At 42.1% G+C, this 12,221-nt stretch carries 12 protein-coding genes, 1 pseudogene and 2 riboswitches; of the genes and pseudogenes, 3 read left to right on the top strand and 10 right to left on the bottom strand.

The genetic code is table 11. The features are described 5' to 3' along the window. The 7 genes and pseudogenes from ACTHOQ_RS03130 to ACTHOQ_RS03160 all read right to left on the bottom strand — a co-directional run. Positions 1–442: pseudogene (locus ACTHOQ_RS03130) on the bottom strand (hypothetical protein); the annotation flags it as partial. A 1,189-nt stretch (positions 443–1,631) separates the two neighbouring features. Further along, a complete protein-coding gene (locus tag ACTHOQ_RS03135) occupies positions 1,632–3,992 on the bottom strand; it encodes a bifunctional 2',3'-cyclic-nucleotide 2'-phosphodiesterase/3'-nucleotidase (RefSeq protein WP_440494209.1) in 2,361 nt (786 codons plus the stop codon). Positions 3,993–4,176: 184 nt separating this feature from the next. Next, positions 4,177–4,794: a thiamine phosphate synthase gene (gene thiE, locus ACTHOQ_RS03140; RefSeq protein ID WP_440494280.1), complete on the bottom strand. Its 618-nt coding sequence runs from the start codon at positions 4,792–4,794 to the stop codon at positions 4,177–4,179. Next, positions 4,778–5,590: a bifunctional hydroxymethylpyrimidine kinase/phosphomethylpyrimidine kinase gene (gene thiD / locus ACTHOQ_RS03145; RefSeq protein WP_440494210.1), complete on the bottom strand. Its 813-nt coding sequence runs from the start codon at positions 5,588–5,590 to the stop codon at positions 4,778–4,780. The genes thiE and thiD overlap by 17 nt, the downstream gene beginning before the upstream one ends. After that, a complete protein-coding gene (thiM, locus tag ACTHOQ_RS03150) occupies positions 5,587–6,330 on the bottom strand; it encodes a hydroxyethylthiazole kinase (protein WP_440494211.1) in 744 nt (247 codons plus the stop codon). The genes thiD and thiM overlap by 4 nt, the downstream gene beginning before the upstream one ends. Next, a complete protein-coding gene (gene tenA / locus ACTHOQ_RS03155) occupies positions 6,311–7,000 on the bottom strand; it encodes a thiaminase II (protein ID WP_440494212.1) in 690 nt (229 codons plus the stop codon). The genes thiM and tenA overlap by 20 nt, the downstream gene beginning before the upstream one ends. Positions 7,001–7,074: 74 nt before the next feature. Beyond that, positions 7,075–7,173, bottom strand: a riboswitch (TPP riboswitch). Between the two features lie 68 nt (positions 7,174–7,241). After that, a riboswitch (TPP riboswitch) is annotated at positions 7,242–7,339 on the bottom strand. 337 nt (positions 7,340–7,676) lie between these two features. After that, entirely contained in the window at positions 7,677–8,966 is a 1,290-nt protein-coding gene (locus ACTHOQ_RS03160; RefSeq protein ID WP_440494281.1) for a glycoside hydrolase family 18 protein, read from the bottom strand. A 134-nt stretch (positions 8,967–9,100) separates the two neighbouring features. Here ACTHOQ_RS03160 and ACTHOQ_RS03165 point away from each other — a divergent pair, with 134 nt between their 5' ends. After that, positions 9,101–9,541 carry a cell wall hydrolase gene (locus ACTHOQ_RS03165; RefSeq protein WP_440494213.1) on the top strand — a complete coding sequence of 147 codons (441 nt, stop codon included), beginning with the start codon at positions 9,101–9,103 and terminating at the stop codon, positions 9,539–9,541. Positions 9,542–9,678: 137 nt separating this feature from the next. Here the strand turns inward: ACTHOQ_RS03165 and ACTHOQ_RS03170 are convergent, their stop codons facing one another. Further along, entirely contained in the window at positions 9,679–9,882 is a 204-nt protein-coding gene (locus tag ACTHOQ_RS03170; RefSeq protein ID WP_440494214.1) for a hypothetical protein, read from the bottom strand. Positions 9,883–10,017: 135 nt separating this feature from the next. Between ACTHOQ_RS03170 and ACTHOQ_RS03175 the strand changes: the two genes are divergently transcribed. After that, complete coding sequence (locus ACTHOQ_RS03175; RefSeq protein ID WP_440494215.1) at positions 10,018–10,170, top strand: YfhD family protein; 153 nt, start codon at positions 10,018–10,020, stop codon at positions 10,168–10,170. A 73-nt stretch (positions 10,171–10,243) separates the two neighbouring features. Here the strand turns inward: ACTHOQ_RS03175 and ACTHOQ_RS03180 are convergent, their stop codons facing one another. Beyond that, positions 10,244–10,396, bottom strand: a complete 153-nt coding sequence (locus ACTHOQ_RS03180; RefSeq protein WP_440494216.1) for a YpzG family protein — start codon at positions 10,394–10,396, stop codon at positions 10,244–10,246. Positions 10,397–10,589: 193 nt separating this feature from the next. On the opposite strand from ACTHOQ_RS03180, the gene ACTHOQ_RS03185 reads away from it, so the two are divergent. Beyond that, entirely contained in the window at positions 10,590–10,874 is a 285-nt protein-coding gene (locus ACTHOQ_RS03185) for a hypothetical protein (protein WP_440494217.1), read from the top strand. Between the two features lie 63 nt (positions 10,875–10,937). Here ACTHOQ_RS03185 and ACTHOQ_RS03190 read toward each other — a convergent pair whose 3' ends face one another. Further along, entirely contained in the window at positions 10,938–12,128 is a 1,191-nt protein-coding gene (locus ACTHOQ_RS03190; protein WP_440494218.1) for a M14 family metallopeptidase, read from the bottom strand. Positions 12,129–12,221: the final 93 nt, after the last annotated feature.

Here is a 12,221-nt window from a genome sequence, read left to right on the forward strand (position 1 = left end):
CGGCTTCCGGTGCTTTCGGCTGTTCCGGTTTTTCCTCGGCTGCCGGTGCTTTCGGCTGTTCCGGCTTTTGCTCGGCTTCCGGTGCTTTCGGCTGTTCCGGTTTTTCCTCGGCTGCCGGTGCTTTCGGCTGTTCCGGCTTTTGCTCGGCTGCTGGTGCTTTCGGCTGTTCCGGTTTTTCCTCGATTACCGGGACATTTGCTTCTTTATCTTTAATAGTTTTTTCACTTTCTATTTTTTTAAATGCTACAAATTTATAGACCGGATTCCAATTAATAATATATTTATTTAATACGATCTTATAGTTGTGAGCTTGTTCAACCTTATACGTGTTAATGTTTCTTACTTTCGAATAATCTCCTTCAGTATTTGCCGCCGCGTTTGCTGCAGGGGCCTGGGTAGCTAAAAGTGCTATGGCACAAAATGTGATAAAACTTTTTTTCATTTTGTATGCCTCCTTTCGTGCCCCTATCGTAAAATATATTTCCCCCAAAAAAATTGCCTATAAATTGGTATTAAATCCAACATTGAATTTATTTATTATTAAAATAGGATTTTATGAAACAGAAATTAACCAACAGTTACCATGACATCCGAAACTTTCATCTGAAAAGGTATTGACAACTATAAAAGTAAAACCCTTTTAGATGTAATACGAACCTAAGTGCGAGTTATTTTGCTTTACGAAGTTACTGCGCGATTACTATGCGCTTCCTCTTTATTATTCAATACCAAAAGAAAAGCACACACTGTTCGATTTGATCAGAAGTGCTTAGTGTGACAGTAAATATCATTGCTGCAAAATGTATTTCCCTGAATAAATGCATCACCAATCAATGTAGCAGTTTAGCAAAAATAAAAATAAGCGGATTTTTTCCGGTTATTTATGCAGTGTGGGCCGTTCACGGGAAAATAAGGGTAAATTTTCCGGTTAAGTGAAGAAAAATCCACCTTTTTTATGTTTTTTAGATTAATAGACGGAAATTCTCCGCCTATTTACGCTGTTTTTTATGTAATTTCCTGATTAAGCGGAATTTCTCCGTCTATTTATCAGTCAAGTGCAGACTCTTGTGTAAAATTCCTTTGGTACCTGCTATTCATCTACTGAGATGTCTAAGCCTAGTCGAATGCAGACGCTTCCGGAAAATTCATTTACGCAATAATTACGCTTAGTTCAGTTTTTGTACTAGTGGCGTGTGCATGGAAGAAAAAGGATGTCTCCTCTCCATTCATTTCATTTAATCCTCACTTTCATGCTTAAAACGCCCGGTCGGCTCATCCATACAAGACAGATACTCCCCGATATGCACAGGATAATCGTCAAATGCGTTCTTTTAATCCTCACTTGGCATGACATAATCCTCATTTGAAACCGGATAATCCCCATTTGCACTTTTTTACCCCCTTGTCTCTTTGCTTTGAATATTCCCCAATTTATCTAAGGATTAATATAATAGCCCTTAAATAAATACAGGCGCATCTCCTGAAGAAATGCGCCCGCTTGTTACTCTATAAGATTAAAGCTATAGTTCTGAATGAAATAAGCAGAATTCCAGTACCGTCATTAAAAGTTCAAAACTTTCAACACATTCCTGTACTTACTTACATGAAACTTCTATTAAACTTACGCTATTCTAATTCGTTTCCAATAAATACTTTCCAAAGCCATCTGTGCCATCGCCAACATATTGAATAGCGCTACTCGCGTCCAGTACATCGACCGCTTTTTTCGATGATTCAAAAACAACCTTCACATTGCCTGGAATCGGCGCAAATTTCCAGTTGCCGTCTGCAGTTGGATCAATCGTCTTTTCCGCTAAAATATAGTCGATAATCGCTTGACGGTTTTCATCCGGGTAAATTTCGATCGCTGTCGCATTGCGCACACCCGGGAATGTTCCATTTGCGCGATAGTTATTCGTTGCTACAATGAATTCCTGAGCCAAATCGATTGGCTTGCCATCATATTGAAGATTCACAATCCGTGATGCCTTTTCATTTACCAAATTTCCGCTTGCATCGTATTTAGCCGGCTCCGTAACATCGATTTCATACGTAACACCATCGATTACATCATAGTTGTAAGAGCGGTAGTCGGAATCGATCAGCTGCTGTTCCTCGGTTTTTGTGATGTCAATTTGGTGGAATTGACCTGCAGACATTTCCAGCCATTCCTTCACGTCCGCACCAGTAACTTTCAGCATCGCCAGCGTATTGTCGTATAAATAAAGATCCGCGACGTTTTTAATCGCCAGTTCGCCTTTTTGTATAAATGTATAGTACTCGGGATCGCTTCTTGTACCAGCTTTAAATGGTGCACCTGCTGATAGGACCGGTAAGTTTTCATACGGAGTCCCTTTTATTTTTTCCTTCACATAAATCGTTTGGGCATTTGTCACGATTTGAATCGATGGATCGTCCTGCACTTGCGAGAAATAGCTATGGATCGTAGCTTTCGTTGTTCCTACCGATTGACGCACATATTCAATCGTTCCATCATGCGCTTCTTTCACACTATCGATAACAGCCTTGCTCACATTATCATCATCTTTTGCAATCTCGCGCACAGCCCCGCTTCCCGCTGTAACATCCCATGCATCATCTTTTTTCTCAAGCTCTAAATCAATGACACCAAGATGGCTGCCGAATTTGCCTGCCATGACAATCGGTACACCGTTCATCGTCCCTTTTTCGATATCGACACTCGTTAATGACCCGTCGACTTTTCCAGGGAAGACATCATGGGCATGACCAGTAATAACCGCATCGACATCGGCAATTTCCGTTATTAAATACGATACATCTTCTTCGCCGACTTCATGTGTCGCATCGCCCATGCCCGAATGTGAAAGCACAACAACAACATCCGCCCCTGCTGCCTTCATTTTCGGAACGACTTCTTTAACAGCTTCCACAGAATCATCTACGGTAACCTTTCCTTCCAAATTCGCTTTGTCCCACTTTAAAATTTGCGGTGGCACAATACCCGTTACGCCAATATTTATCGTCGCTTTACCGCCTTTTGAGTCAACAACCTCTTTTTCGACCATGATATATGGCTCGTACATAAGTTGTTTTGTCGCTGCATTGCGCACATTCGCGTTTACGAATGGGAAGGGCGCATCATCTGTCACTTCATCCAGAAATTCCAATCCGTAGTTGAATTCATGATTGCCGAATGTCGCAGCATCATAATCGAGCGCAATCATCGCTGCAATGGAAGGATGAACTTCCCCATCTCTCAATTTTTTGACGGATTGAATATAGGAGCCTAACGGTGTTCCTTGGATTGCATCACCATTATCAAACAGTACAGTATTCGGATTTTCCTCACGGGCTTTTTCGATGAGCAAAGCTGTTTTCGCAAGCCCTAAACTATTTGATGGTGCGTCTTTATAATAGTCGTAGTTCACAATATTTGTATGAATATCCGTCGTCCCCAAAATACGCAATGCGACTGTTGTATTCGCTTCTACCGGGCTGTATTCTTCCAGAAAGCGCTGTAGAATATTATGCATTTGCGCTTTTGTGACAAAGCTGTTCGGCCGGATTGTGGAATCTTCATATCCTGTCAATAAGCCTAGCTGCACTGCTTTCGCCATCTCTTGACGATTTCCCGCACCGATTTTATTCGCGTCCTTAAACTGATTCAATACATTTTCCGAATATGTTTTATCGTCTTGTATTCCACGTGCTGCAATTAGAAAGGCATGTGTACGTGTCAATTTTTCATCCGGTGCAAACTGTGTCGGTGTTTTCCCCTTGATCAACTTTAATTCAACTGCTTTTTCAATATAAGGCTTTAATGAATCAGGTACATCTTGAAACTTTACGGATTGGCCGGAACCAACTGGCACGCCTAATGCATCAATGACTGCCTTAACAAATTCCCCGCGCGTCATTTCCTCAGCGCTTGCAGTTGATGCTGAGGCTGCTGTCATTCCACTAGCTAAAAGCGTTAACGTTAGAGCTGAAACCGATAGTTTTTTCCACATTCATCTCACTCCCGTATTCTGAATTTTACAACAACTTTATAATACTAAATTTTCAGAATGGTAGAAAGGAGCATTTGGATACAATATGCAATTTTTTAAAATAGAACTATGTGAAACTGTAGATTTATTTACCTATTAAAATCGGCTTTTATTGGATAAATCGGAGTAATGTGCTTTTTGGATATTATAGCATTCCTACAGTTGCCGTGACGTTTTTGCTCAAACTGATGGCAGATATGACCGCGACCCCATTTGCCCCTGCCTGGCGCACAATGCTGCTGTTCATTGGCGTAATGCCGCCGATTGCAACAATTGGGAAGTGAGGATAATGCAATCTCGCTTCTTTCAATAAAGCTACTCCTGCCGGCGGTTTGGCATCTTCTTTTGTCGTCGTTTTATAAATCGGGCCAATCCCGGCATAATCCGCCCCGTTTTCCACCGCTTGCTTTAATTGTTCCAATGTATGAACAGACACGCCAATTATTTTATTTGCGGCACGCCTGCGGAAATTTTCGATATTTAAATCATCTTGCCCAACATGAATCCCGTCAGCATTCAATTGCAGTGCAAGCTCCACATCGTCATTCACTATAAACGGAACATTATACGTTTTGCACAAACTTTGGCATTGGCGGGCAAATTGGGCATACGGCTCGCCGCGCAAAGCATTTACGCCTTTTTCCCGCAGTTGAAACATTGTAATTCCCGCCTGTAATGCTTCTTCCAAAACATGAAGCGCATTCCGTTCACAATTCATCGTCCCCATAATAAAATATTTATTTAAATCAAATGACATGCACATCACACTTTCCGCGCTGCTCATGGTAAGCAAAATGATTCGTAGGGCCAGACCCATTACCGATATTTAGCGGATGGCGGATCGCTAGCTGGACAAATCTTTTCGCTTCAATAATTGCGACTTGCATCGATTTGCCTTTCGCCATTTCCGCCGTAATAGCTGCCGAAAACGTGCAGCCTGTTCCATGTGTATGCTTCGTATCCACTCGCTCTGTTTTCATTTTAAATGGTGCTTCACCTCGGATAAACACAGTATCCACAGCTTGCTTACCAGATAGATGCCCACCTTTCATGACAACACATTGCACACCCAGATCCATTAAGTATTGGGCAGCGTGCGCGATTTCTTCATCCGTCTTGATTGTTCGTCCTGTCAGTGCCTCTGCTTCCGGGATATTCGGTGTACACACTGTCGCGATCGGGAGCAATTTTTCTTTCAGCGCAATCATCGCTTGCTCCTGCAGTAGGCTTGCACCGCCTTTTGCGATCATTACCGGGTCCACAATAAGAGGGATTTCCCCCTGCTTCAGTACAGAAACGATTCCTTCAATTATTTCGGCATTGAACAGCATGCCTGTTTTAATCGCCTGTACATTAAAATCATCAAGAATCGCTTTTAGCTGTTCTTGGACAAATTCAACAGTCGTTGGATAAATCCCGTGGACACCTTTCGTATTTTGCGCGGTTAATGCAGTGATCACCGATGTGCCAAATACACGGAGCTCTTGAAATGTTTTTAAATCTGCTTGGATGCCTGCCCCTCCACCACTATCTGAACCTGCTATCGTACATGCAATCATTGATTTCCTCCCGCTGTGCTTTCTAGTTCATTTAAGAAATTTGTATGGAATGTCCCTATACTTGCATAGGAATTTGCACTTGCCTTCTTATATTCATTGAGTAATAAGACTAAATCTTCGAACGGTTTTGCACCGCATGCCAAAACGGCTGCACAAAGGGCGCTAAGCAAACAGCCGCTCCCCGTCATCTTAGTCACCTTTACATGACCACCATCCACATATTCAAGCCTTTTCCCGTCTGTTATTACATCTTGCTTTCCGGTAACAACAACGATGCACTGATATTTATTTGCCAGCTGCATGGCCGTTTCTGCAACATCTATTTCCCCTTCGCCGCTATCAACACCTTTCGATTCCCAATCTGCACCTGCGATTGCAGCCATTTCGCCCACATTGCATCTGATTATGCTAATCGTTAAAAGTTCGAGCAGCTGTTTTGCCGTTTCATAGCGAAATACAGTAGCCCCTGCCCCGACCGGATCGAGCACAACGGGGATTTGATGCGCATTTGCGCTTTGTCCTGCCAGTTTCATTGATTGAATTGCCCGGTCATTTAATGTACCCATATTAAGGAGCAGCGCATTTGCTTTTGAAGCCATTTCCGCCGCTTCCTCTATTGCATCAGCCATTACCGGGGAAGCCCCGACTGCAAGCAAGCCATTTGCCGTAAAGTTCGCCACGACATAGTTTGTTATGCAATGCACTAATGGCTGCTTTTTATTAATTTTTTGCAGGCTCATTTATATACACCCCTTGTACCCAGCCTTGCTTCGTCCACGGCATTTCCCAAAACATCCATTCGTAATAGCAGCTCTTCTTAAAATGCTCTTCCAATAGCTTTTGCTTTCTTGGCTGTTCCTTTGCATAGCGATTCAGCATGGATTTTTGTGCTTCGATATTTTGGCGCATCTCGGCGGAGGCATATAGTTCGATCCATTGTTCATAAAGCTGTACATTAGGACGTGCGTTTTTTAATCTTTGCCCGATTTCCTGATATAGCCATGGGCAAGGCAATATTGCCGCAAATGCTTCTGCTACATCCCCATTATGAACGGCATTATACATATGGCTCACATAGTTATAAGCTGCCGGCGCTGCTTCAAATTGTTCTATTTCTTCAGCTGTCACCCCTAGTTCTTTAAACGTAGTGCGATGCAATTCCAGCTCGGCTTCATGTATAAACTTCGCTGTCTGCAGGAAATAGCGGACATCCTCATCATTCGTAGCTTTTGCAGCCGCGAGCGCAAGCACTTTCGTGTAATGCTTTAAATAATACGCATCTTGCAGCATATAAAATTTGAATTTCTCCAGCGGCAAGCTTCCATCCGCAATGCCTCGCACAAAAGGATGATAAAAGCTAGCCTCCCAATAGTAATCCGTTTCTTTTCTTACTTTTTCGCAAAACTCCATTATTACTCCTCCTCTTTTTAGTGAGCGGAAGCACGAAAAGACGCCTCTAATAGTAGAGACGCCAAAAAGTGTAAATGCCACTTCTCATTGCTCCCTACGCCCGTATTAACGGTCAGGTTCCAAGGGTCAGGTTTTAACCTTCTCAACACGAATGTGTCCCCCCGCAAATCAAATGCTTAAGTATTTGCAAAAGAAAGGCTCCACGTAAAAAAATACGCGGAGCCCTAGTAAGTACATATGTATAATCTTGTACTTTGCTCCCTACGTCCGTGTTAACGGTCAGGTTCTAAGGGTCAGGTTTTAACCTTCTCAACACAGTGTGTCCCCCTGCAAATGCATTTAATTAAATCGAGTGTATCAAATTAAATTTTGCATAGCAAGCGAATGTTAGGAGAATGATGCACCGCTATTTCTTTTTCCCTGCCTCCGCAAAACTTACGCAACTTTGGCCCCGTAACGCTTTATGTTAAAATTCCCGGATAAACAAACTTCAACACAGCAATCGGTTAATCCTGTTTTTATTTCCAATTGAGGAAAAAGTGAAATCAATGAGTCGATTTCACTTTTTTATTTTCGCCACTGATTTTTCCATCGAATACTATCGGTTTTATACTTGGCACTTAGTTGGAACGAGACTTCCAAATCAGGGAACAGTTCGGATATATTACTAAAACCACTACTTCTTCACAACATGAAAATTCGCCCCGATGAGCAGCCAATTTTGCGGGAATGGCAGACCGAGCTTCCAATAGCCGACACCTCGCAAATTCAATCGTTTAACTAAATTGAATTTCGCCTGGATTGAGCGGGCGTCCTCAAACCACACGATATGCAAGCGCCCTTGCTCATCATAATAATTGAAGAATGGTGCTTGTGCGACATAGTCATATTCGATAGCCGCATTGTAGCGTTTAGCCAATTCAATCGCGCGCTGCGGGCTTAATGCCTCCGCATATTCCCCTCCTTGTACGAAAGGCAGTGTCCAATCATAGCCGTATAAGTTTTGCCCGAGCAATATTTTGCTTGCCGGAATTTCGGTTAATGCGTATTGTACCACCTGTTCGACTTGCGGCAGCGGGGAAACGGCCATTGGTGGTCCTGCAGAATATCCCCATTCGTACGTCATCAGCAATACAAAATCAACTATTTCACCATGTGCCCTGTAGTCATGTCCCGCAACCCATTCGCCCGGCTGATCGGCTCTCGTTTTTGGCGCCAGTGCAGTGGACACTGTATATCCTTCCGCATGCATCCTTTCTACCGCTCTTCGCAAAAAGTTATTATACGCTTCCCGTTGATCGCCGGATATTCGTTCAAAATCAAAATGAATATCAGATATATTGCCGACACGCTTCGCTTCCTCAATAATATTGTCAAAAAGTAAGTTTTGTACCGCTTCGCTTTGAAAAATATCACGCGCCAGCTCACTGCTGAATTGAAAATCTTCAAGATTCGTAATGACCATTGCAAGACTCGTATTATTTTGTGCCGCAATGGCTGGCAATGGAGCAACTGCCGGCATCTTCAACGTGCCATCACGCCTTGCCTCATAACTGAACAATGCTAAATAAGTTAAATATGGGTTCGCTTCACGCACTTGATTTAACAGTGCTTCACTTACTTCATCGCCTCTTGGCTCCACATACGCCAAAATTTCCGCCGATGTTTTTGATGGCGGCGGAAAAACAAGCACCGTCCCGATCATCAGCATTGAATTTGGATGAATATTATTTATTTGTGCGAGCGTTAAATAATTTATACCAAATCGCATACCAATTGACCATAAGCTATCCCCTGGCTGAACGATATAAAATTGCTGCCATACCGGGATGACCAATGCTTGCCCTACGACTAACCGGTTTGGCTCCGGGATTTGATTGGCATCCACTAAAGTTTGCACCGTTGTTCCATATGCCTGCGCAATTGTCCATAAAGATTCCCCCGACTGCACAACATGAATTTGAATTGTCCGTCCTCCTCTCTCCTATTTAATAATTTATGAGGAATGTAAAAGATACATGTATTTATTGAATAATAAATAATATGATTAACGAGAGCATCATTTTTGATTTTTTCATACAATAGATTTGAGGTGAAAAAATGCCAAGAGTAAAATACCGCGATGCCGATATCGATTTAATGGCTAGAATGATGAGGGCAGAGGCTGAAGGCGAAGGAAAGCAAGGAATGCTTTATGTTGGAAATGTTATTGTAAACCGCGTTATTGCAACTTGCCTTGACTTTAATGATGTTCGGACAATTGAGCAAGTCATTTTCCAAGTTCAAGGAAACAATTATTCTTTTGAAGCGGTTCAGAAAGGGAATATGTTTTATCAAAGAGCAAGACCTACTGAACGGAGATTGGCTAAACAGAATTTGGACTATTGGCGGGACCATCCGGCAAAATACGCGCTTTGGTATTTCAATCCAGCTGGGGAGTGCCCTCCGACATGGTATGGGCAACCATTTACCGGTCAATTTAAGCAGCATTGCTTTTACGAACCAGTAGGCGGAACATGCGATAGTGTTTATCAAGGTTAGATTTTTCAATGATCTTGCATAAAATTTAAAGAGCCTTGTTCAAATTAATGCAGCAAGGCTCGAAATATATTCTGTTGAATTTCTATAGTGCACGAATTAATCGACATGCCTTGATCCTGCAATAACTCTATGCTGAATTATTTTTTGTTTGATTGCTGATTTTTATCGTGATTCGTTTTATTGTTTTTATTTTTAAGCTTAGCATCGAACTCTTCTGCAAATTCGGCCACATTGTCTTCAGGGTTGCGATCATGGCTTGTTGTATTTTGGTGCAGTTTTTTATAGGTAGCAAAAGGATTATGTGTTCGTTCATTCATTGTCTGTTTGCTGTTTTTGCTCATATTTCATCACCTCCTACTGACTTAATGTGCTCAGGATAGGAGGTTTTATGCTTTTATCAGGCTTGTTCAATTTTTGTAATGAAAAATCGGCCAGCAGCCATATTAAGAAGGAATCATACTGAAAGGAGCATACGAATGGGCAGAGACGACAGCAAAAGTAAAGGCACGAATAAACAATCGTTACCGCAAACACCGAAAAACTTGAAAATTGCCCCAAACAAAGTAAGGGAAGAAATTGCAAGCGAGTTAACTGAGCTCCACCAGCAAGCGCAAAAAGGAAAACGGTAAATGTAGCAATATGTAAAGGGCCTTCATCACAGCATATACTGGGATGAAGGCCTGATTTACTTCAAGACAAAGGTTAGAACTGTCTCGCCTTCGCATTAATCCTCAAAATCTGGTTATGCAGAGTTACCTCTGTTTCACCTTTTATTTGAGACTTTTGATGCTTGTCGCTCGTCCAGTTATGGTGGATTTTCTTAGATTTTGGAGCTATGACACCCTTCTTATCCATTCGTTCCGCCTCCCTATGTTTAAAAGTGAATCGATACTAGTATGTCTGTTCTCGCTGCAGTTATTCCATGCAGCGATAAAAATTGATGAAATAATTAGCAAATGCAAGCATGCTGTTTCACGTATGGAATCATTGCATCCAACAATACTAAAAGTGTTAAGCAGTCATTTATGCGGGAAAGGAAGAGGAACTAATGGCGAAAAAAAGTTCAGGCACACCGAGCTGGAAACAAAATCATCCAAGCACATTATTATCCAATTCTGTTGAAAGAACAGAGCGTGCTGTTAAACAAGCAATGTCACACCCGGAGGAATTTGCGGTGGAGCATGCGTTCAATTCGATTGAACGTACCGAAAATGCGCTTTTCAATGCGGAACAGCGTCAGGAGCATTTGGATATCGTCGAGCAAAACAAAGCAAAATTATCTGAGTTAAAGCAAAACTTGAACGAAGTAGATGAAATGGTTAATGATTCGTAATAAGCAAGTTCTCCCCCGTTTAGTCCAAGCTCAAATAAACGGGGCATTTTTTTAGATCATTTATTATCTATATAGCGCAACTAAAAAAATTCCAAGCGCCTCCTCGTAAATTTCATCAAACTGACTGATTGGCAGAGGATTTGTTCCGAAGCCAAGTTCAACAGTGAAGCCTGGTCTGCGCCAATCTAGAATAAACCAGTCTTTGAAACCCGCATAGCTATCAATTGTTTGCACGGGCTCATATCCGCTGACCCGCGCAAATTCGTTTACAAGCTGTTCTGTTTCCAGCGGTTCTAGTCCTAGGAATCCCCAATATATGACTCGCCCTTGCGTATGGAATGCCAATACCCGGGCAAAATCCCTTTCCCTTGTAAGTTCAGCCATTGCAATGGATTCTGGCTCAGATAACGGGCTTTCCCCACCATAATCCTGCGGACCTGGCGTTTTCGGATTTCTTTCTCTTTCTAAATCCCATTCTGCAGGAAACTGATCATTCAAGTCGACCCCATTAATATTTGCCTTCCATCCTGAAAAATCCGTACTCCCGCCGTTCCATTCAATTACATTATTCCGGATGGTTTCATTTGCCGGTGGACCATTCAGCACTAGCTCAACCCCGTCCGGATTTACCATTGGGACAATATTTAAACTTGTCTGCATATATAATGGCAATGTAGAAAGCCCTCTTATCGGACGATTATTCGTCAGAGATAGTAAATAATCGTTTAAAAATGTCATAACAATCGGTGTTGTAATCCACTCATTCGCATGAAATGATGCATTGAAATGGACACGTTTCTGCCCCTTCCCAATCGTGAGCCCCGGAATTTCTTTGCCTAATACGGAATTTCCGACCGGCTCATCCATCAAAAAAGGATAGATGGCCAGCAATATCCGAATATCCTGAACCATCTTGCTGTATTCATAGTTTTGTTTACCATCGACCACCCTCCATGTTACACGAACAGGTAGTGTTAAGATGAGACCAACTTGCAGCACATACGGACTAAGTATCGGATTGAGCAGGAAAATCGCATCCATCGGCATATTTATCCTTTGTGCAATCGACCAGATCGTATCTCCTCGTTGAATGGTATACAGGCTTGTTACATATCCCGGGATTCTGACTTGTTCATTCGGGATAAGTACTTGTGCATTTATAGTTCGATTAGAATCAACAATCAGCTGTAAAGGAAGATTAAAAACTTTGCTGTAGTACCAAATGGAATCACCAGGTCTTACGGAAACCTCCACAAAGTTCCTCCCTTAAATAATTCATCAATAGAAAAGTATATGAAACGGATAATCTATTATTCGCATTAAAACAGTTAGTTGGCAGCACCATAG

Origin of the sequence: Solibacillus silvestris, assembly GCF_051967575.1 — a bacterium.
GTDB lineage: Bacteria > Bacillota > Bacilli > Bacillales_A > Planococcaceae > Solibacillus > Solibacillus silvestris_B.

What these genes read in the sequence shown, in the direction of transcription:
- ACTHOQ_RS03175 (WP_440494215.1), top strand. Translation starts at nt 10,018, where the DNA reads ATGGGCAGAGACGACAGCAAAAGTAAAGGCACGAATAAACAATCGTTA.
- ACTHOQ_RS03185 (WP_440494217.1), top strand. Translation starts at nt 10,590, where the DNA reads ATGGCGAAAAAAAGTTCAGGCACACCGAGCTGGAAACAAAATCATCCA.
- ACTHOQ_RS03165 (WP_440494213.1), top strand. Translation starts at nt 9,101, where the DNA reads ATGCCAAGAGTAAAATACCGCGATGCCGATATCGATTTAATGGCTAGA.
- ACTHOQ_RS03135 (WP_440494209.1), bottom strand. Translation starts at nt 3,992, where the DNA reads ATGTGGAAAAAACTATCGGTTTCAGCTCTAACGTTAACGCTTTTAGCT.
- thiE (WP_440494280.1), bottom strand. Translation starts at nt 4,794, where the DNA reads ATGTGCATGTCATTTGATTTAAATAAATATTTTATTATGGGGACGATG.
- thiM (WP_440494211.1), bottom strand. Translation starts at nt 6,330, where the DNA reads ATGAGCCTGCAAAAAATTAATAAAAAGCAGCCATTAGTGCATTGCATA.
- thiD (WP_440494210.1), bottom strand. Translation starts at nt 5,590, where the DNA reads ATGATTGCATGTACGATAGCAGGTTCAGATAGTGGTGGAGGGGCAGGC.
- tenA (WP_440494212.1), bottom strand. Translation starts at nt 7,000, where the DNA reads ATGGAGTTTTGCGAAAAAGTAAGAAAAGAAACGGATTACTATTGGGAG.
- ACTHOQ_RS03180 (WP_440494216.1), bottom strand. Translation starts at nt 10,396, where the DNA reads ATGGATAAGAAGGGTGTCATAGCTCCAAAATCTAAGAAAATCCACCAT.
- ACTHOQ_RS03170 (WP_440494214.1), bottom strand. Translation starts at nt 9,882, where the DNA reads ATGAGCAAAAACAGCAAACAGACAATGAATGAACGAACACATAATCCT.